This window comes from Stenotrophomonas sp. Marseille-Q4652 (assembly GCF_916618915.1).
Lineage (GTDB): Bacteria > Pseudomonadota > Gammaproteobacteria > Xanthomonadales > Xanthomonadaceae > Stenotrophomonas.
On sequence record NZ_CAKAKE010000001.1, the window covers coordinates 3175681 to 3195657 of the forward strand.

The window sequence follows — 19977 nt, forward strand, 5'->3', positions numbered from 1 at the left end:
AATGACCCAACGCAAAGGCATCATCCTCGCCGGCGGTTCCGGCACGCGTCTGTATCCGATCACCAAGGGCGTCAGCAAGCAGCTCCTGCCGGTGTATGACAAGCCGATGATCTACTACCCGCTCAGCGTGCTGATGCTGGCCGGGATCCGCGAAGTGCTCATCATCAACACGCCGCACGAGCAGGCCCTGTTCCAGCACCTGCTGGGCGATGGCTCGCAGTGGGGAATGGACATCCGGTACGCGGTGCAGCCGAGCCCCGATGGCCTGGCGCAGGCCTACCTCATCGGCCGCGACTTCGTGGACGGCAAGCCGAGCTGCCTGGTACTGGGCGACAACATCTTCCACGGCCACGGCATGCGCGACATGCTGGCCCGTGCCGATGCCCGCGAGGACGGTGCGACTGTGTTCGGTTACTGGGTCAATGATCCCGAGCGCTACGGCGTGGCCGAGTTCGGCGCGCAGGGCAAGGTCGTGGGCCTGGTCGAGAAGCCGACGCAGCCGCGTTCGAACTACGCCGTCACCGGCCTGTACTTCTACGACGGCAAGGCCAGCGACTACGCGGCCGAACTCAAGCTCTCGCCGCGCGGCGAACTCGAGATCACCGACCTCAACAAGCGTTACCTCGAAGACGGGGCCCTGTACCTGGAACAGCTCGGACGTGGTTATGCCTGGCTGGATACCGGTACCCATCAGTCGCTGCTGGAAGCCTCCAACTTCATCGAGACCATCCAGACCCGCCAGGGCCTGCAGGTCTGCTGCCCGGAGGAGATCGCCTTCGGCAAGGGCTGGATCGATGCTGCCCAGCTCGAGAAGCTTGCCGCGCCGCTGAGCAAGAACGCCTACGGCCAGTACCTGCTGTCGCTGGCCAAGCGGGGGATCGTGCCATGAAGGTGATCCAGACCCGGCTGCCGGGCTGCGTGGTGATCGAACCGGCGGTATTCGGCGATGCCCGTGGTTATTTCTTCGAGACCTGGAACGCCGAGCGCTTTGCTGCCGCCGGCCTGCCGGACCGTTTCGTGCAGAGCAACGTCTCCACCTCGGCCAGGGGTGTACTGCGCGGCCTGCATTACCAGTGGCCGCGGCCGCAGGGCAAGCTGGTCAGCGTGCTCGAAGGAGAGGTCTACGACGTCGCGGTCGACATCCGTCGTGGCTCGCCGACCTTCGGTCAGTGGGAAGCGGTGATCCTGAGCGCGGAGAACAAGCGCCAGTTCTGGATTCCCGAGGGCTTTGCCCATGGGTTTGCGGTGCTGTCCGAGCGCGCGGTGTTCAGCTACCTGTGCACCGAGGTCTACCTGAAGGACTTCGATGCCGGCGTGCGCTGGAACGATGCCGCCATCGGCGTGGACTGGCCGGTCAGTGCGCCGACCCTGTCGGCCAAGGACGAGAGCGCCCCGTTCCTGGAGGACATCGCCGAGGACCGCCTGCCGGTCTACACGCCATGACCGTGCTGGTGTTCGGTGGCAATGGCCAGGTGGGTCGGGAGCTGCTGCGCGCGCTGTCGCCACTGGGCCCGGTGATCGCCACCACCCGTAGCGGCCAGTTGCCTGATGGCAGCGCCTGCGAGGTGGCTGATTTCGGCCAGCCCGACACTCTCACCACGCTGCTGGACCGGCTGCAGCCATCAGCCGTGGTCAACGCCGCGGCATACACTGCGGTGGACCGTGCCGAGCAGGAGCCCGAAGCCGCGTTCGCGGCCAATGCCGTGGCTCCCGGCGTAGTCGCGCGCTGGTGCGCGGCGCACGACGTACCGCTGGTGCATTACTCCACCGACTACGTGTTCGACGGGCAGGGCAGCGCGCCGTATCGCGAGGACGAGCCGACCGCCCCGCTCGGCGTGTATGGCGCCAGCAAGCGCGATGGCGAGGAGGCCGTGCGTGCAGCCGGCGGGCGTCACATGATCTTCCGCACCGCGTGGGTGTATGCCTCGCATGGCGGCAACTTCCTGCGCACGATGCTGCGCGTGGGCGCCGAGCGCGACCAGCTGCGCGTGGTGGCCGACCAGATCGGCACGCCGACCCCGGCCTCGCTGATCGCCGATGTCACCGCGCAGGCATTGCGCCATCCGGGCAGGCTGTCCGGCACCTGGCACCTCACCGCAGGTGGCCAGACCAGCTGGCATGGCTTTGCCGAGGCGATCTTTGCCGAAGCGGTCGCCGCCGGCCTGCTGCCGCGTGCACCACGGGTCGAGGCGATCGCCAGCTCCGAATACCCGACGCCCGCAAAGCGTCCGGCCTGGTCGGTGCTGGACAACCGCAAGCTGCAGCACGACTTCGCACTGGAGCTGCCGTCCTGGCAGGCGGGGCTGAAGCGTGTCATCGCCGAACTGGCCGCCTGAAACGAAAACCCCGGCCGAAGCCGGGGTTTTTTTGTTGCCTGCGGTCAGCCTCAGCTGCGGCCGTAGGTGTCCTCGAAGCGGACGATGTCGTCCTCGCCCAGGTAGCTGCCGGACTGGACTTCGATCAGTTCGAGCGGGAGCTTGCCGGGATTGCGCAGGCGGTGGGTCACGCCCAGCGGGATGTAGGTGCTCTGGTTTTCGGCCAACAGGATCACCTCGTCGCCACGAGTGACCTCGGCGGTGCCGCTGACCACGATCCAGTGCTCGGCGCGGTGGTGGTGCATCTGCAGGCTCAGCGTGCCGCCGGGCTTGACCGTGATGCGCTTGACCTGGAAACGCTCGCCATGGTCGATCGAGTCATACGCGCCCCACGGTCGGTAGACCTTGCGATGCCACGCGGCCTCGCTGCGCTTCCCGGCCTTCAGCCGGGCCACGACATCCTTTACTTCCTGCATGCGGTCGGCCTTGCCGACCAGGATGGCGTCATCGGTTTCCACCACAACCACGTCATCCAGGCCCACCAGCGCGACCAGACGTCCGCCATAGACGTAAGTGTTGCGGCAGTCGATCGCGATGACATCGCCCTTGTGCGCGTTGCCATCGGCATCGCGCGGGGAGACGTCGCGCAGCGCGGTCCACGAACCGACGTCGTTCCAGCCCGCGTCGAGCGGCACGACGACGGCATCCTGGGTCTTCTCCATCACCGCGTAGTCGATGGAATCCGACGCCACGGCCGAGAACAGGTCGCGGTCCAGCCGGGTAAAGTCCGAATCGCGCTTTGCCTGCTCCCAGGCCCTGCGGCTGCCCGCGAGCATGGCCGGGTTGAGTCGTTCCAGCTCCTGCAGGTAGCGCGAGGCCTTGAACAGGAACATGCCGCTGTTCCAGTAGTACTGGCCGCTGGCCACGTACTCGCTGGCGGTGGCCAGGTCCGGCTTCTCGACGAAGCGCTCGACTGCACGCACCGAGTCGCCGGCGACGGCCTTGATGTAGCCGTAGCCGGTTTCCGGGCCGGTAGGGACGATGCCGAAGGTCACCAGCTTGCCGGCGTCGGCCGCCGGTGCAGCCAGCTGCACGGTTTCTCGGAACTTCGCCTCGTCGGCAATCACGTGGTCCGAGGGCAGGACCAGCAGCAGGGCATCGCCGCCGCTGCGGGTGGCTTCCAGCGCCGCCACCGCAATCGCAGGCGCGGTATTGCGGCCGATGGGCTCCAGCAGCATCGCCTGCGGGCGGACGTCGAGCTGCTGCAGCTGCTCGGCGGCCACGAAGCGGTGCTCCTCGTTGGCGACCACGATCGGGGGCTGCGCGGCCAGCGCGGCCACGCGCAGCCAGGTGGCCTGCAGCATGCTGCGCTCGCCGACCAGCGGCAGGAACTGCTTGGGGTAGCTCTCGCGCGAGAGTGGCCACAGGCGGGTGCCGGAGCCGCCGGACAGGATGACGGGAACAATCGGGTTCATTCGTGGGGGCTCCGGGAATCAGCCATTGAGCAGGCGGGAGATCTCGTCGGTGCGCTGCCGCAGCAGGTCGGCGTCACCGCGGGTTTCGACGTTCAGGCGCAGCAGCGGTTCGGTGTTGGAGCTGCGCAGGTTGAAACGCCAGTCGGAAAATTCAGCGCTGATGCCGTCGGTGTGGTCCAGCGACGGCGACAACGCGGCGTAGTGCTGCATGACCCGATCTACTGCTTCCTTGGCATCGGCGACCTTGAAGTTGATTTCGCCACTGCAGGGGAAGCGCGCCATCCGGTCCTCGACCAAGTATGCCAGCGAACGGCCGGATTCGGACACCAGCGCGGCGATCAGCAGCCACGGGATCATGCCCGAGTCGGCATAGGCGAACTCGCGGAAATAATGGTGGGCGCTCATCTCGCCGCCGTAGATTGCATCCTCGGCGCGCATCTTTTCCTTGATGAAGGCGTGGCCGCTCTTGCACAGCACCGGGACGCCGCCGGCGGCTTCCACCATTTCTACCGTGTTCCAGACCAGACGCGGGTCATGCACGACCTTGCCGCCCGGATGGCGGGCCAGCGCGGCCTGGGCCAGCAGCCCGACCAGGTAGTAGCCCTCGATGAAGCGGCCGGTGTGGTCGAAGAAGAAGCAGCGGTCGAAGTCGCCATCCCAGGCAATGCCGAAGTCGGCGCCATGCTCGATCACCGCCCTGGCAGTGAGGTCACGGTTCTCCGGGAGCAGCGGGTTGGGAATGCCGTTGGGGAAGCTGCCGTCGGGCTCATGGCAGATGCGCACGAACTCGAAGGGAAGGTGTGGGGCCAGCAGGTCCACGATCGCACCGGCACCGCCATTGCCCGCGTTGACCACCAGTTTCAGCGGCTTGAGCGGGGCCTGCTGCACGTAGCCCAGCAGGTGCTCGATGTAGTGGGCCTTGTCCAGGTGCTGGCTCTGCCCGGCGGTTGGCGCGCCGGCCTCGGCGGTGCCGGCGGCCACCGCGTCGGAGATGGCGAAAAGGCCGGTGTCCGAGCTTATCGGCCGGGCCTGCTCGCGCACCAACTTCATGCCGTTGTAGTCCATCGGGTTGTGGCTGGCGGTAACCATCACGCCGCCGGCCGCGCCCAGGTGGTCGACCTGGAAGTACACCTCTTCGGTGCCACACAGGCCGATATCGATCACCTCGCGCCCGGCGCTGCGCAAGCCGAGTGCCAGGGCGTCCTGCAGTTCGGGACTGGTCAGGCGCACGTCATGCCCCACCACGACCGGACCGGGACCAAGCTGCGCGGACAGTGCCACGCCGATGCGGCTGGCTAACCCGGCGTTCAGTTCGTCGGGCACGCGGCCACGGATGTCATACGCCTTGAAGGCAGGTAGGGGCATGGGGATCCTGCTGTGCTGAAAGGAACCGCTAGTCTAGTGCGCGCGGCGTCGGCCTGCCGAGGTTTCGGTGGACGAAAGTCCAAGGGGGAGGGCCCGGTGCTGCGGCTAGAATGCCGGGCAACCTTTCAAGCGAGTCAGGCTGATGAGCGAGTCCCGTCCCACTTCACCCACCCGTCGCGGCAAGCTTTTCCCCGATGCCCGGCAGGCGCTGTCCGGCGTCGTGGCCGATGGCCAGATGCTGGCAGTCGGCGGATTCGGGCTGTGCGGCATCCCGGAGGCGCTGATCGAGGCGCTGCGCGGTTCCGGAGTAAAGGACCTGACCGTGGTGTCCAACAACGCCGGTGTCGACGGCTTCGGCCTGGGCCAGCTGCTGGCCACGCGCCAGATCCGCAAGATGATTTCGTCCTACGTGGGCGAGAACAAGGAATTCGAACGCCAGTTCCTGGCCGGTGAGCTGGAGCTGGAATTCAACCCACAGGGCACCCTGGCCGAGCGCCTGCGTGCCGGCGGTGCGGGCATCCCGGCCTTCTTCGCCGCCACCGGCTACGGCACGGTGGTGGCCGAGGGCAAGGAAACCCGCGAGTTCGACGGCAAGCACTACGTGCTGGAAACCGCGCTGCGCGCCGATGTTGCCCTGGTCAAGGCGTGGAAGGCCGACGAGGCCGGCAACCTGGTGTTCCGCAAGACCGCGCGCAACTTCAACCCCGCCTGCGCGATGGCCGGCAAGGTATGCATCGTCGAGGTCGAGGAAGTGGTGCCGGTGGGCAGCATCGATCCGGACCAGGTGCACCTGCCGGGCATCTACGTGCACCGCATCGTCCACAACCCGCATCCGGAAAAGCGCATCGAGCAGCGCACCGTGCGCCAGGGCTGAGTCCGACCTTCCCGATGCGGCCCGGGCCAGTGCCCGGCGTCCATACCACACCCCGCAAGGCCGACATGGCCGACGAGTAACGGAGAACTGCAATGGCCTGGACCCGCGATGAAATGGCGCAGCGCGCCGCACGCGAACTCACCGATGGCGCCTACGTCAACCTGGGCATCGGCCTGCCGACCCTGGTGGCCAACCACATCCCCGACGGCATGGACGTCTGGCTGCAGAGCGAGAACGGCCTGCTCGGCATCGGTCCGTTCCCGACCGAGGAGGAAGTCGACGCCGACCTGATCAACGCCGGCAAGCAGACGGTCACCGCACGCGCGGGCGCCAGCTATTTCGGCAGCCACGATTCGTTCGCGATGATCCGTGGCGGCCACATCAACCTGGCCATCCTTGGCGCGATGCAGGTCACCGACAAGGGCGACCTGGCCAACTGGATGGTGCCGGGCAAGATGGTCAAGGGCATGGGCGGTGCAATGGACCTGGTGGCCGGTGTGCAGCGTGTGGTGGTGCTGATGGAGCACACCGCCAGGAACGGCGAACACAAGATCCTGCCTGAATGCACGCTGCCGCTGACCGGCGTGCGCGTGGTCGACCGCATCATCACCGACCTGGCCGTGTTCGACGTCACCGCCGATGGCCTGGTGCTGGTGGAGACCGCCGAAGGCGTCGACGAGGAAGAACTGAAGCAGAAGACCGGCGTCGCATTCCGCCGCGCCTGATCCTGACGATGCGCCAGATAGTCAGTTGGCGCACAGATTCCCCCGGAACTGCCGTGATACGGTCACGGCATGTCTTTTCCAGCAGATATCCGGGGCGCCGAGCTCCGCCATCTGCCAGGCTGGATGCCGGCACCGCAGGCGGATCGGCTGCTTCAACACCTACTCAAGGCCGTGCCCTGGGAAGTCCATCGCATACGTTTTTTCGGTCGCGACGTCGATTCTCCGCGACTGAGTTGCTGGATGGGCGATGCCGACGCGCGCTACCGCTATTCAGGCGTCCAGTTCGAACCCCATCCGTGGCTGACCGAACTGCTGCCGTTGCGTAGTGAACTGGAGGAAGCGACCGCCGGTCGCTTCAACAGCGTGCTGATCAATCGTTATCGTGATGGCCGCGACAACATGGGCTGGCACAGCGACAACGAACCCGAGCTCGGTCCCGAGCCGGTGATCGCGATGGTCAGTCTCGGCGAAACCCGCCGCTTTGTGCTTCGCGAGCGGGCCAATCACCGCAACAGGATCAAGCTGCAGCTCGCCCACGGTGACCTGCTGGTCATGGCCGGCGAGACCCAGCGGCTGTACCAGCACTCGCTGCCGAAGACGACCAAGCCGGTCGGCGAGCGCATCAGCCTGACCTTCCGCTGGGTGGAGCAGGTCGCTCCCGTCAGCGAGTAGCCGGATCCACGGCGTCGGGCCCGCGCTGCCGGTCGCGCTCGCCGTTGGCCAGGGTCCAGCCGATCAGCTCGCTGCCCATGGCCTGCATCACCTGCTCGAAGGCATTGGCGACGTCGGCCACCGCGGTGGAGCGTGCCGGCTGTACCCAGGTGAAGCTCTGCGAGGCCACCACGCGCTGGTCGGTGCTGTGGATCAGCTTGGCGTTGAGTTCGATCGTCGCTGCAGGCGTTGAACCACCCTGGTAGTCGGCTTCAAACCGGCGCAGGTCCAGCGCCAGCTTGTAGTCGGGGCGGATGCCGGTGGCGGTGCGTGCAACCGCGGCGATCCGGCCCGAATCCTCGAAGCCGCGCAGCAGCGCGCCTTCCAGCAGGTCCGGCGCCGGCTGCGACCACGTCGCGCCGCGATAGACCTCCAGCTCGCCCGGCGTCGGTCGTACCGCGATGCGCGGGCTGTCGAGCAGGCGCGAGGCGCTGGGCTTGGCGATGGCCAGCTGCCACTGCACCGTGGGCCACGACGGATCTGCGCTGATCCGCGCCTCGGGTGCATAGATGGTGATGGGATCCTTGTTGCGGCCGCCGCCAAGCAGCGAGCAGCCACCCAGGGCCAGGACCAGCAGTGGGGCGAACAGACGGAAGGTGGCGTGGCGGCTCATTCGGGGTCGAACTCCTTGGGTGCGTCGCGACCGAGCAGGAAGCGCGCAGGGTTGCTCTCCAGCCGGTCGCTGACCTGGCGCAGGTCGCGGATCAGGCCGCGCATCTCGGTCAGGGTCGGGCCGAGCTGGCCGAGACCGTCGTTGGCGAAGCTGTTGATGGCCGCCCGGTTCTCGCCAAGGATGGAATCGGCATTGCCGGCGGCCGAGTCCAGCTTGACCAGCGTGGTTTCCATCTTCTCCAGGATCGGCGGCAACTGCTGCACCAGGTTCTGGTCCAGGCGGCGGATCGCGCCATTGGTCGTGGTCAGGGTGGCATCGAGGTTGCGTGCGGCGTCGCGTGCGCTGGCCAGCAGTGCGCGCGTGCCTTCCTCGCGATCGGCCAGGCCGTCGCTGATCGTCTCGAGGTTCTGCAGCGTGGAAGAGATGCTGGCCACGTTCCTGTCGCTCAGGATCTGGTCCATGCGCTCGACGATGCGGTTGGCCACGTCGGCGATGTTCTGCAGCGCCGAGGGCGAGGTCGGGATGATCGGGGCCGGGTCCTTGCTGGCCGTGGTCAGCGCGGGCGCCTGCGGGCTGCCGCCGCTGAGCTGGATGATCGACGGGCCGGTCAGGCTGGTGATCGCCAGCTTGGCGCGGGTATCGGTCTTGACCGGGGTGTTGGAGGCCAGGCGGATGCGTGCGACCACCTGGCGCGGGTCGTCCGGGGCCAGGGTCAGCTCGGTGATCGAGCCGACGGCAATGCCGTTGTACTGGACCGGACTGCCTACCGACAGGCCGGTCACCGCCTCGTTGAACACCACCCGGTATTCCTGCCAGGTGCGGTCGGAGGAGAACTTGGCCGCCCACAGTCCAAACGCCAGCAGGGCGATGCCGGTGAGCAGGGTAAACGCGCCGATCAGCACGTAATTGGCTTTGGTTTCCATGCGTCAGGCACTCTCGGTCTTGGCTTTGCGCGCAGCGCGCGCGCGCGGCCCGTGGAAATATTCGCGGATCCAGGGGTGATCAAGGCGTTCAATCTCCTCCAGCGGCGCGTTGGCGACCACCTTGCGGTCAGCCAGCACCGCCACGCGGTCGCAGATCGCATACAGCGTGTCCAGGTCGTGGGTGATCAGGAGCACGGTCAGGCCCAGCGCCTGTTGGAGGGTCCTGAGCAGGCGGTCGAAGGCGGCCGCGCCGATCGGATCCAGGCCGGCGGTGGGCTCGTCCAGGAACAGCAGCGGCGGATCCAGCGCCAGTGCACGGGCCAGGCCGGCGCGCTTGCGCATGCCGCCGGACAGCTGCGAGGGCAGCTTGTGGATGGCATCGGCCGGCAAGCCGGCGAGCTTGACCTTGAGCAGGGCCAGTTCGTAACGCCACTGCTCGGGCAGTTCGCCGAAGTGCTCCTTCAACGGCACCTGCACGTTCTCGCCGACGGTGAGCGAGGAGAACAGCGCGCCGTCCTGGAACAGCACGCCGGTGTTGCGCTCGATGTGCAGGCGCGCGGCGGCGTCGCTGGAGCGGGCATCCACGCCCAGCACCTCGATCTGGCCGTCATCGGGCTGGCGCAGGCCGAGGATGCTGCGCATCAGCACCGACTTGCCGGTACCCGACCCGCCGACCACGCCGAGGATCTCGCCGCGGCGTACCTCCAGGTCCAGCCCGTCATGCACGACCTGGCTGCCGAAGCGGTTGACCAGGCCACGCACGCGGATTGCCGGCTCGCCAGGAGACGAAGCGGAAGAGGACGGCGGGGGCAGGGAGTCGTTGTCCATCACCAATCCATGTGCATGAACCACAACGCGGCCAGCGCGTCGATGATGATCACCAGCGAGATCGTCTGCACCACGCTGGAGGTGGTGCGCTCGCCCACCGACTGCGCGGTGCCTTCGACCTTCATGCCCTCCAGGCAGCCGATCAGTGCGATCAGCGCGGCGAATACGGGCGCCTTGGACATGCCGACCAGCATGTGCCGCACCTCGATGGTCTCGTGCATGCGTGCCAGGTACATGCGTGGCGGAATGTCCAGGTCGAACGCGCCGACGGTGATGCCGCCGGCCAGGCCCGCGGCCATCGCCACGAAGGTCAGCAGCGGCAGCATCACCAGCAGCGCAACCACGCGCGGCAGTACCAGCAGGTCCACCGGGTCCAGGCCCAGGGTCTTGATCGCATCGATCTCCTCGCGCGCCTTCATTGCGCCGATCTGCGCGGTGAAGGCGCTCGCCGTGCGACCGGCCAGCACGATCGCCGTCAGCAGCACTGCGAACTCGCGCAGGAAGGCGATGCTGACCAGCTCCACCACGTAGATCTCCGCGCCGAAGTCGCGCAGGATCGTCGAACCCAGGAAGGCGATCACCGCGCCGACCAGATAGGACAGCAGGGCCACCAGCGGCACCGCATCCAGACCCACCTGCTCCATGTGGTAGACGGTGGCGGTCAGGCGGAAACGCCGGGGTTGTCGGAACAGGCGCGCCAGCTTGACCAGGTTTTCGCCGAGGAAGCTCACCAGCGCCACGATGTTGGTGGCCGTGCCATGGGCCGCGATGCCCAGGCGCTCCAGCGCCGCCGCAACGCCGAGGTCACGCTTGCGCTTGGGGCGTTCGTCGGCGACATCCTCGATGGTCGAGACCAGAGCCTGGTGTTCGGCGCGGAACTGCAGCGCGTCCTCGCCCAGCTGGTGGCGCTTGGCATGGCGCAGCAACTGCAGCACGCCGGCCGAATCGAGGTGGTCGATGCCGGTGGCGTCGAGCTGGCGCACATCGGACGGCAGCGATTCCAGCGTCTCCCCGACCCGCAGGGCGGTGGCCAGCGTCCAGCAGCCGCTCAGCCGGATGCGGTCGGCGCTGTCGGGGTCATGCTGGAAGGCGGGGGATTTGAGTTCGGTCATGGGCGCGTCCGCCGCGGAGCATACCGTGTCCCTTCGTCAAGCGAAGATGAGGAAGATGAGCACGCGCCCTGTTCGCGCCATACTAGCGGGCATGTCGCCCGATCCGATCGCGTCCACGAACCAGGCCACCTATGCCCAGCGGGTGGCGTTCGTGTCCGAGATTGCCGGTCGCCTGCACAGCTATGGCACCACCGCGCAGCGCCTGGAAGCCGCGGTGGTGGCGCTGTCGCAGCAGCTGGACCTGGACTGCGAACCGTGGTCCAACCCGACCGGCCTGATCCTGAGCTTCAGTGATCCGACCAAGGCGATCGGCTCCAGTGACATCACCCGCGTGATCCGGCTGGCGCCCGGCGACAACGACCTGCACAAGCTGAGCGTGGCCGACCAGATCGCCGACGCGGTGGCGCAGGGGCGGATGAGCATCGCCCAGGGCCACACCGCGCTGCGCCAGCTCGACCGCCCGATGGACTGGCGCGGACACACCCGCAACCTGCTGTCCTTCGCCCTGGGCTCGGCCGGCGTGGCCGGGCTGTGGGGCCTGCCGTGGCTGGACATCGCCACCGCCGGCGTCACCGGCCTGCTGATCGGGCTGATGCTCTATTACACCGATCGCCGCCCGGCCACCCGCGAGGCCAGCGAGGCACTGGCGGCATTGCTGGCCGGCTTCCTTGCGGTCGTGGTCGCCAGCTTCATCGGGCCGCTCAACCTCAATTCGACGATCATCGCCTCGCTGGTGGTATTGCTGCCGGGTATGACGCTGACCAATGCGGTCAACGAACTGGCCAGCCAGCACTGGGTATCGGGTACCGCCCGTTTTGCCGGGGCGGTGACCACCATCATGAAACTCACGGTAGGCGCGGTGATCGCGGTCACCCTGGCCGGCCTTATGGGTCTGGAGCCGGTGGTGAAGGCCTCGCGCCCGCAGTCGGACTGGGTGATCTGGGGCGCGATGCTGCTGACCTCGTTCGCCTTCGCGATGCTGTTCCGCGCCAGCCGCCGCGATTATCCCTGGGTGATGGCCGCGGCCATCGCCGGTTATGCGATTTCCCGTTATGGCGGGGAAATATGGGGCGTGCCGGCGGGGGTATTCCTCGCGGCGATGGTGCTGACCGCGGCCGGCAATCTTTTCGGCCGCCTGGCCCAGCGCCCGGGCGCGATCGTGCGCCTGCCCGGCATCATCATGCTGGTGCCGGGAAGTACCAGCCTGCGCGGCGTGCTCAACCTCATCCAGCAGCAGGACGTGAATGCCGGCCAGTCGGCGCTGCTGATCGTGCTCAACGTGGTGATGGCGCTGGTGGCCGGCCTGCTGTTCGGCAACCTGGTGATTCCGGCGCGCAAGAACCTCTGAAAACAAAAAACGCCGGCAGGCGCCGGCGTTTTTCCAGGCAGGCCGTTTACCGGCTTACTTGGTGATCAGGAAATCCTCGACCTTGGCGCCCTTGCCGGTCAGTTCGGCCAGCCAGCGCGGCTGCTTGCCGCGGCCGGTCCAGGTCTCGTCCGGATTGGCCGGGTTGCGGTACTTGGGGGCGACCTTGCCACCCTTGGCCGGGCCCTTGCCGGCCCTGGCGGCCCTGGCCGGACGCCCGGCCCTGGCGCTGGTGGAAGCGCCGGCGGTACCGAACAGTTCCTCGATCGAATAACCGGCCTTGCGGGCGGCGGCGGTCAGCTGGGCCCGGACCTTGGCGATCGGCGGGCGCTTGGCCACCAGGGTCCTGCGCTTCTGCGCATCGCGGATCAGGGCGGCCAGCTCTTTGGCCGACAGGCCACTCAGGTCAATACTCATCGGTCAACTACTCCGGATAATGGAATTGGGGTGATGCCATTCCGTGGCAGCGGTGCAGAGCATACCGCCACGCCCTGGAGATAAACACCTCCAATCCCGTTTCCGGAACCGGCAAAAACAAAAACCGGGATATTGCACCCGGTTTTCGCCGATTAACCTGCCAGTCGCTGCAGCAGGGTGGCGTGGTCGAGGGTTTCGGCCTCGGCCGCCGAACGGGCGCGGTATTCAAACGTGCCCGCGGCCAGGCCGCGTTCGGAAACCACGACCCGGTGCGGGATGCCGATCAGTTCGATATCGGCAAACATCGCGCCCGGGCGCAGGCCGCGGTCGTCCAGCGCCGCATCCAGCCCGGCGGCCTGCAGGTCGGCCAGCAGCGATTCGGCCGCGGCGGTAATGGCCGGGTCCTTCTTCGGGTTGATCATGCACACCACCACCTGCCACGGCGCCATCGCCTGCGGCCAGATGATGCCGGCCTCGTCATGGTTCTGTTCGATCGCCGCGGCGACGATGCGCGACACGCCGATGCCGTAGCAGCCCATGCTGACCACGGTGGCCTTGCCGTTCTCGTCCAGTACGGTGGCCTTGAGCGCCTCGGCATACTTGCGGCCCAGCTGGAATACGTGGCCGACCTCGATACCACGTGCCAGGCGCAGTTCGCCGCCGTCGCGGGCGCGGTCGCCGGCCACGACATTACGGATGTCGGCCACTTCCGGCTCGGGCAGGTCGCGGCCGAAATTGACACCGGCCAGGTGGAAACCCTTTTCGTTGGCACCGACCACGAAATCGGCCATGGCCGCGACGTCGCGGTCGGCAATGACCCGGATTGGCTTGCGCGGATTCACCGGACCGAGGAAACCCGGCTCGCTGCCCAGGTAATCGGCAATCTCGGCCTCGTTGGCCATGCGGTAATCCAGCAGGCCCTCGACCTTGGCCAGCTTGATTTCATTGACCTCGTGGTCGCCACGCACCAGGGCCAGCACGAAATCGCCTTCGCTGGTCACCACCGCGATCGACTTGACCGTGCGCAGCAGGGCGATGCCCATCAGTGCGGCCACGTCCTCGCAGGTTTTCTGGGTCGGGGTATCGACCTTGCGCATTTCCTCGGCCGCGGCCGGGCGTTGGGCCGGGTCGGCGGCCACGGCGGTTTCCACGTTGGCCGCGTAATCCGAGCCGGTCGAGAAGGCCAGCGCGTCCTCGCCCGAGGCGGCCAGCACGTGGAATTCCTGCGAGGCATCGCCGCCGATGGCACCCGAGTCAGCCTGTACCGCGCGGAATTCCAGGCCCAGCCGGGTAAAGATGCGGGTGTAGGCCGCCTTCATGTTTTCATATTCGGCCACCAGGCTTTCATCGGTCAGGTGGAACGAATAGGCATCCTTCATCAGGAATTCGCGCGCACGCATCACGCCGAAACGCGGGCGGATCTCGTCGCGGAACTTGGTCTGGATCTGGTAGAAATTGACCGGCAGCTGCTTGTAGCTGGACAGCTCCTGGCGGGCGAAATCGGTAATCGCCTCTTCCGCGGTCGGGCTGTAGCAGTATTCCTGCTCCTTGCGGTCCCTGATCTTCAGCAGCTGGCCGCCGAATTTCTGCCAGCGCCCGGTTTCCTCCCAAAGTTCCTTCGGCTGGATGGTCGGCAGCAGCAGCTCGACGGCGCCGGCGCGGTTCATTTCCTCGCGCACGATCGTTTCCACCTTGCGCAGCACCCGCAGGCCCAGCGGCGACCAGGTGTACAGGCCCGAGGCCAGCTTGCGGATCATGCCCGCGCGCAGCATCAGCTTGTGGCTGGTGAGTTCCGCGTCGGCGGGGGTTTCCTTGGTGGTGTGCAGGTGGAACTGGGAGAGGCGCATGGCGGCTTCGCAAATCGGCGGAATCGCCTATTTTGCCAGCCCGGCCCGCGCTTGGGGCGGCGGACGACGGCCCGGGCGTCGCCGCACCTGGTCCGGGCGCCGGGTCACGCCATCAGCGGATGTCGGGGCCTGGCCGGCCCGCGACCTCAGGGTTTGCAGTAGGCCTTGGCGGTGGCCTCGGCCAGTTCCTTCTGGGCCTGGCGCTGGCTGTCGTCCAGCGGCGTCTCAGGGGTGCCGTCGCCGTCGTTGTCCTGCAGCAGCTTGGCCGTGCTGGACAGCAGCTCCAGGTTCTTGCGCGCGGCCAGGCACTGGGCCGGCTGGTCTTCAGCGGCCGCTGGGGCCTCGGCTACGGCGCCGCCGCGGTTGTCGATGCGCATGGCCTCGTAGGCCTTGCCCACGGGTGGCTTCTCCGAGTACTGGGTGACGCCGTTGGCGTCCTTCCACTTGTACACGTTGCCGGCGGCGGCCGCGAAACTGGTGAACAGCAACAGGCAGCCAAGATGGGCCAGCACGCGCATTGGACAACTCCAGGAACCGGTGTGGAGCGCGGATTGCACCACCGGCGGCAGCGGCTGGCAAGCCGCGCGGCCTGCCGCGCGAGGATGGGCGTGACCGCGTCCACGGTTCAAGCTACTCGGGCGGCCCCGCAACGCCTACACTTTCCAGTATGGATGAGATCAAACCCCCGCCGCGCTCGCGCAGCATCTACCTGTTGCCCAACCTGATCACCACCGGCGGCCTGTTTGCCGGCTTCTACGCGATCATCGCCGCGGCCAACGGTGATTTCGTCAACGCAGCGATCGCGGTGTTTGTCGCCGCGGTGATGGATGGCCTGGACGGGCGCGTGGCGCGCCTGACCGGCACCAGTTCCGAGTTCGGCGTGCAGTACGACTCGCTGGCCGACCTGGTCAGCTTCGGCATGGCCCCGGCGCTGGTCATGTACCACTGGTCGCTGGCCGCGCTGAAGTTCGACGGCCAGCTGCTGGGCCGGCTGGGCTGGGCGGTGGCGTTCCTGTATGCGGCCTGCGCCGCGCTGCGCCTGGCCCGCTTCAATACCCAGGTCGGCGTGGTCGACAAGCGCTGGTTCATCGGCCTGGCCAGCCCGGCCGCGGCCGGGCTGATGATGTCCTTCGTCTGGGCCTTTGCCGATGGCAACCTGGGCTGGAGCGGTGAAGAGCTGCGCTTCGTTGCCCTGGGTGTGACCGTGGTTGCCGCGCTGCTGATGGTCAGCCGCATCCGCTTCTGGAGCTTCAAGGGTGGCGGTGACCCGAATCCGCGTGCCGGCCGCGTGCCGTTCCTGGTGCTGGCCCTGGTGCCGGTGATCCTGGCGATGATGGCCGTCGATCCGCCGCGGGTGCTGCTGGTGGTCGGCGTGGTCTATGCGCTGTCCGGCCCGCTGATGTGGCTGTGGCAGCGGCGCAAGCCGGTGGCCCCGGCCGCGTGATGGACATGACCGGCGCCTTGCCCTGGTCCGAGCAACAGCTGTCATGGCTGCAGGCCATGGGCTACACGGTCTATGTCGACGCCCAGGCCGCCGAGGCGGCAGCGGTTCCGCTGGTGCCGGCCGAGCCGGTGGCGGCTGCTCCCAGCGAAGCGCCGGCGCCGCGTCGCATCGAGGCACCGGCGATGCCGCCGCGTCGCGCTCCTGTTCCTGCGCCGGAGCCTGGGGTTGCCGCTGCCCCGGCCTCGGCGCGAGCGGCGGGCCGACGTGCTTCTGTACGCCTGCCTGACCGCCTGCAGATCGCATTGCTGCGGGCCTCCGGCTTGAATCCGTCCGACCCGCAGACGCAGTCGGTCATGGAAGGCTGGCGGCTGGACGAGCTGCGCGGCAACCCGGCGGCCAAGCGCGCACTGTGGCCGCAGTTGCGCGCGCTGAGGCGGGCACGCCGGCAATGAGCACGCTGGCAAGGCCGGTGACGGCGGCGATGCGTCCGCTGCGCGAGCAGGACCTGGACGCGGTGATGCAGGTGGAGCGCCGCGCCTATCCGTTCCCGTGGACCCGCGGAATCTTCCTGGACTGCCTGCGCGCCGGCTATCCGGCCCGGGTGCTGGAAGAACACGAGCAGATCATCGGCTACGGCGTGCTCAGCGTCGCGGCCGACGAGGCGCACGTGCTCAATGTCTGCGTCGATCCGTTGAGCCAGTCGCACGGTCACGGCCGCCGCCTGCTGCAGGAACTGGTGCGCGTGGCACGCGCGCAGGGATGCTGCCGCGTGTTCCTCGAAGTGCGGCCTTCCAATGCCCCGGCCGTTGCGCTGTACCGCAGCGAGGGCTTCAACGAGATCGGCCGCCGCCCGCGTTATTACCCCGCGCCCAACAATGGTCGCGAGGACGCACTGGTGATGGCGATGGAGCTGATCGACGGCGACATCGAGAAGATGCCGCCGCTGTAAGCGTCGCGAATTCCACAGACAAAAGGCGCCGTCAGGCGCCTTTGTCGTTTGCGTGGCACGGGAGCCGCGCAAGGCGGCTCCCGTTGCGGTCACAGCTTGGCGCGCTGCTCCTGCAGGCCGGCCAGCTGGGTATTCCAGTCGGCCAGGCGCACGCGCTCCTGCTCGACCACCGCGGCCGGCACCTTGTCGGTGAACTTGGCCAGCTTGGTTTCGCTCTTTTCCTTCTCGGCCAGGACGCGGGCGATTTCCTTGTCCAGGCGTGCGCGTTCGGCGTCCAGGTCGACCAGGCCTTCCAGCGGCACCAGCAGCTTGAGCTCGCCGACCACGGCCGGGGCCACCGGCGGGCAGGTTTCACCGTCGGCCAGCCAGGTGATGGCCTCGAGCTTGAGCAGGAAGCGCAACTGCGAGCTGAAGCGCTCGACGCGGCCGCGGTCGGCGCCCACGCCACCCTGCAGCAGCAGGGAGATCTGCCTGGACGGGGAGACGTTCAGTTCGCTGCGTACGCGGCGCAGGGCGCTGACCATGGACTTGAGCCATTCCACGTCGGCTTCGGCGGCGGCGAAATCGCCAGCCACTTCGCCAGCGGTCGGGTAGGGGCGCAGCGACAGGGTATCGGCGGTGATGCCCAGGCGCGGTGCCACTTCCTTCCACAGCTGCTCGGTGACGAACGGGATCAGCGGGTGCAGCAGGCGCAGCACCGCTTCCAGCACGTACAGAAGGGTGTGGCGGGTGGACTGGGCGTCCTGCGCGTTGTCACCGTTCAGTGCCGGCTTGCTCAGTTCCAGGAACCAGTCGCAGATCTCGTTCCAGACGAACTCGTACAGGCACTGCGCCAGCAGGTCGAAGCGGTAGCCGGCAAAGTGCTGCGCGGCCTCGGCGGCCACGGCATCCAGGCGGGCCAGGATCCAGCGCTCGGCATCGGTGCGCGGGCTCGGCACGCCGCTGAAGCTCGCACCCTCGGTGTTCATCAGGGTGAAGCGGCTGGCGTTCCACAGCTTGTTGCAGAAGTTCTTGTAGCCCTCGGCACGCGACATGTCGAACTTGATGTCACGGCCGTGGGTGGCCAGCGCGGCAATGGTGAAGCGCAGCGCGTCGGCACCGTGGGCGGCGATGCCCTCGGGGAATTCCTTGCGCGTGGCCTTCTCGATCTTCTCGACCATCTTCGGCTGCATCAGCCCGCGGGTGCGCTTGGCGAGCAGGTCTTCCAGCGAGATGCCGTCGATGATGTCCAGCGGATCGAGTACGTTGCCCTTGGACTTGGACATCTTCTGGCCCTGCGCGTCGCGGATCAGGCCGGTGATGTAGACGTCCTTGAACGGGATCTGCCCGGTGAAGCTGTCGGTGGCCATGATCATGCGCGCCACCCAGAAGAAGATGATGTCAAAGCCGGTGACCAGCACGTTGGACGGCAGGTAGCGCTCGAAACCGCGCTCGGCCATCGCCTGTTCGTTCGGCCAGCCCAGGGTCGAGAACGGCCACAGTTGCGAGGAGAACCAGGTTTCCAGCACATCGCTGTCCTGGTTGAGCACGACATCGGCGCCGAGGTTGTTCTTCTCGCGCACTTCGGCCTCGTTGCGGCCGACGTAGATCTTGCCGGCTTCATCGAACCAGGCCGGGATGCGGTGGCCCCACCACAGCTGGCGGCTGATGCACCAGTCCTGGATGTTTTCCATCCAGTGGCGGTAGGTGTTGATCCAGTTGCCCGGGACAAACTGGATCGAACCGTTCTCGACCAGCTCCAGGCCGCGCCTGGCCAGGCCGTCCATCTTCACGAACCACTGGTCGGTCAGGTAGGGCTCGATCACCTGGCCGGTACGGTCGCCGCGCGGCACCTGCAGCTTGTGCGGCTTGGCCTCGACCAGCAGGCCGGCTTCTTCCAGGTCGGCAAGAATGGCCTTTCGTGCGTCATAGCGATCAAGACCGCGGTACTTCGGAGGGATGGCTTCGACCCAGCGATGCCCTGTGCCCAGAGATTTGTCAGAGCTCGGTGCCATCTGAGTGATCAAATCAGACGGCGAGCCGACGATCTTCGCTTCTTCGGTGAATAGATTGATCATCGGCAGGCCATGACGCTGACCCACCTGGTAGTCGTTGAAATCGTGGGCCGGGGTGACCTTGACCACGCCGGTGCCGAACTCGCGGTCCACGTAGTCATCGGCAATCACCGGGACGCGGCGGCCGGTGATCGGCAGGATCACCTCGGCGCCGATCAGGTGCTTGTAGCGCTCGTCCTCGGGGTGGACCATCGCGGCGGTATCGCCCAGCAGGGTCTCCGGACGGGTGGTGGCTACGGTCAGGTAGTTGCGCAGCTCGCGCAGGGTCTCGTTGCCGTCGGCATCGACCTCGACATGCTCGTAGCTGGCGCCATCGGCCAGTTCGTAGCGGATCGACCACAGGAAGCCGTCTTCCTCGACGTTTTCCACTTCCAGGTCGGAAATGGCGGTCTTCAGCACCGGGTCCCAGTTGACCAGGCGCTGGCCGCGATAGATCAGGCCCTGTTCGTACCAGCGCACGAAGGCCTCGATCACCGCCTCGCTCGGGCCAGCGTCCATGGTGAAGGTCGAGCGCGACCAGTCGGCCGAGGTGCCGAGGCGGCGCATCTGGCCCTCGATCACGTTGCCCGAGTGCGCCTTCCACTCCCAGACCTTGCTGATGAAGCCGTCGCGGCCCAGCGAATCGCGGGTATCGCCCTTGCCTTCGGCCGCCAGGTTGCGGCTGACCACCATCTCGGTGGCGATGCCGGCGTGGTCGGTGCCGACCTGCCACAGGGTGTCGTAGCCGCGCATGCGGTGGTAGCGGATCAGTGCATCCATCAGCGTCTGCTGGAACGCATGGCCCATGTGCAGGGTGCCGGTGACGTTCGGCGGCGGCAGCAGGATGGTGTACGGCTCGCCCTTGCCGGACGGCTTGAAGTGGCCGGCCTTCTCCCACGACTCGTAGAGCGCGGTTTCGAAGGATTTGGGGTCGTAGCTGGAGGCGAGGGTGGTCATGGCGGTATCAGGTGGTCAGGGGG

At 67.2% G+C, this 19977-nt stretch carries 19 protein-coding genes and 1 pseudogene; 10 read left to right on the top strand and 10 right to left on the bottom strand.

Annotation, left to right across the window (positions count from 1 at the left end; genetic code table 11):
• The first annotated feature begins 1 nt into the window (after position 1).
• From rfbA to rfbD, 3 genes are read left to right on the top strand one after another with little or no spacing between them, the layout of a single operon-like run.
• Positions 2-889 (top strand): glucose-1-phosphate thymidylyltransferase RfbA, encoded by an 888-nt coding sequence (rfbA, locus tag LG380_RS15030; protein WP_225766198.1) that lies wholly within the window; start codon positions 2-4, stop codon positions 887-889.
• A complete protein-coding gene (gene rfbC, locus LG380_RS15035) occupies positions 886-1443 on the top strand; it encodes a dTDP-4-dehydrorhamnose 3,5-epimerase (protein WP_225766201.1) in 558 nt (185 codons plus the stop codon). The genes rfbA and rfbC overlap by 4 nt, the downstream gene beginning before the upstream one ends.
• Positions 1440-2336 (top strand): dTDP-4-dehydrorhamnose reductase, encoded by an 897-nt coding sequence (gene rfbD / locus LG380_RS15040; RefSeq protein WP_225766202.1) that lies wholly within the window; start codon positions 1440-1442, stop codon positions 2334-2336. Before rfbC ends, rfbD begins: the two co-directional genes overlap by 4 nt.
• A gap of 50 nt (positions 2337-2386) precedes the next feature.
• On the opposite strand, the gene LG380_RS15045 is transcribed toward rfbD, so the two are convergent.
• Complete coding sequence (locus LG380_RS15045) at positions 2387-3790, bottom strand: mannose-1-phosphate guanylyltransferase/mannose-6-phosphate isomerase (protein WP_225766203.1); 1404 nt, start codon at positions 3788-3790, stop codon at positions 2387-2389.
• Between the two features lie 18 nt (positions 3791-3808).
• A complete protein-coding gene (locus LG380_RS15050; RefSeq protein WP_225766204.1) occupies positions 3809-5155 on the bottom strand; it encodes a phosphomannomutase in 1347 nt (448 codons plus the stop codon).
• 142 nt (positions 5156-5297) lie between these two features.
• Between LG380_RS15050 and LG380_RS15055 the strand changes: the two genes are divergently transcribed.
• The 3 genes from LG380_RS15055 to LG380_RS15065 all read left to right on the top strand — a co-directional run bounded on the left by LG380_RS15055 (position 5298) and on the right by LG380_RS15065 (position 7426).
• A complete protein-coding gene (locus tag LG380_RS15055) occupies positions 5298-6029 on the top strand; it encodes a CoA transferase subunit A (RefSeq protein ID WP_225766205.1) in 732 nt (243 codons plus the stop codon).
• 92 nt (positions 6030-6121) lie between these two features.
• Positions 6122-6754, top strand: coding sequence for a CoA transferase subunit B (locus LG380_RS15060; RefSeq protein WP_225766206.1), 633 nt, complete (start codon positions 6122-6124; stop codon positions 6752-6754).
• Positions 6755-6823: 69 nt separating this feature from the next.
• Positions 6824-7426: an alpha-ketoglutarate-dependent dioxygenase AlkB gene (locus tag LG380_RS15065; protein ID WP_225766207.1), complete on the top strand. Its 603-nt coding sequence runs from the start codon at positions 6824-6826 to the stop codon at positions 7424-7426.
• Here LG380_RS15065 and LG380_RS15070 read toward each other — a convergent pair.
• The 4 genes from LG380_RS15070 to LG380_RS15085 are packed head-to-tail and all read right to left on the bottom strand — an operon-like array spanning position 7416 to position 10941.
• On the bottom strand, positions 7416-8078 hold the full coding sequence (locus LG380_RS15070) for an ABC-type transport auxiliary lipoprotein family protein (protein ID WP_225766208.1): 663 nt from the start codon (positions 8076-8078) through the stop codon (positions 7416-7418). The two genes, LG380_RS15065 and LG380_RS15070, sit on opposite strands and share 11 nt — an antisense overlap.
• On the bottom strand, positions 8075-9001 hold the full coding sequence (locus tag LG380_RS15075; RefSeq protein ID WP_225766209.1) for an MlaD family protein: 927 nt from the start codon (positions 8999-9001) through the stop codon (positions 8075-8077). Before LG380_RS15075 ends, LG380_RS15070 begins: the two co-directional genes overlap by 4 nt.
• A gap of 3 nt (positions 9002-9004) precedes the next feature.
• On the bottom strand, positions 9005-9829 hold the full coding sequence (locus LG380_RS15080; protein WP_225766210.1) for an ABC transporter ATP-binding protein: 825 nt from the start codon (positions 9827-9829) through the stop codon (positions 9005-9007).
• Positions 9829-10941, bottom strand: coding sequence for an ABC transporter permease (locus LG380_RS15085; RefSeq protein ID WP_225766212.1), 1113 nt, complete (start codon positions 10939-10941; stop codon positions 9829-9831). Before LG380_RS15085 ends, LG380_RS15080 begins: the two co-directional genes overlap by 1 nt.
• A 91-nt stretch (positions 10942-11032) precedes the next feature.
• On the opposite strand from LG380_RS15085, the gene LG380_RS15090 reads away from it, so the two are divergent.
• Complete coding sequence (locus LG380_RS15090; RefSeq protein ID WP_225766214.1) at positions 11033-12289, top strand: threonine/serine exporter family protein; 1257 nt, start codon at positions 11033-11035, stop codon at positions 12287-12289.
• Between the two features lie 57 nt (positions 12290-12346).
• On the opposite strand, the pseudogene LG380_RS15095 reads toward LG380_RS15090, so the two are convergent.
• From LG380_RS15095 to LG380_RS15105, 3 genes and pseudogenes are all read right to left on the bottom strand, one after another.
• Positions 12347-12724: pseudogene (locus tag LG380_RS15095) on the bottom strand (H-NS histone family protein); the annotation flags it as partial.
• A 152-nt stretch (positions 12725-12876) separates the two neighbouring features.
• Positions 12877-14571: a proline--tRNA ligase gene (locus LG380_RS15100; RefSeq protein ID WP_225766215.1), complete on the bottom strand. Its 1695-nt coding sequence runs from the start codon at positions 14569-14571 to the stop codon at positions 12877-12879.
• Between the two features lie 146 nt (positions 14572-14717).
• Positions 14718-15089, bottom strand: coding sequence for a DUF4124 domain-containing protein (locus LG380_RS15105; protein ID WP_225766216.1), 372 nt, complete (start codon positions 15087-15089; stop codon positions 14718-14720).
• Between the two features lie 149 nt (positions 15090-15238).
• Here LG380_RS15105 and pssA point away from each other — a divergent pair, with 149 nt between their 5' ends.
• The 3 genes from pssA to rimI are packed head-to-tail and all read left to right on the top strand — an operon-like array spanning position 15239 to position 16964.
• Complete coding sequence (gene pssA / locus LG380_RS15110) at positions 15239-16015, top strand: CDP-diacylglycerol--serine O-phosphatidyltransferase (protein WP_225766217.1); 777 nt, start codon at positions 15239-15241, stop codon at positions 16013-16015.
• Between the two features lie 5 nt (positions 16016-16020).
• Positions 16021-16467 (top strand): alanine acetyltransferase, encoded by a 447-nt coding sequence (locus LG380_RS15115; protein WP_225766218.1) that lies wholly within the window; start codon positions 16021-16023, stop codon positions 16465-16467.
• A complete protein-coding gene (gene rimI, locus LG380_RS15120; RefSeq protein ID WP_225766219.1) occupies positions 16464-16964 on the top strand; it encodes a ribosomal protein S18-alanine N-acetyltransferase in 501 nt (166 codons plus the stop codon). Before LG380_RS15115 ends, rimI begins: the two co-directional genes overlap by 4 nt.
• 89 nt (positions 16965-17053) lie before the next feature.
• Here rimI and LG380_RS15125 read toward each other — a convergent pair whose 3' ends face one another.
• Entirely contained in the window at positions 17054-19954 is a 2901-nt protein-coding gene (locus LG380_RS15125) for a valine--tRNA ligase (protein WP_225766220.1), read from the bottom strand.
• Positions 19955-19977: the final 23 nt, after the last annotated feature.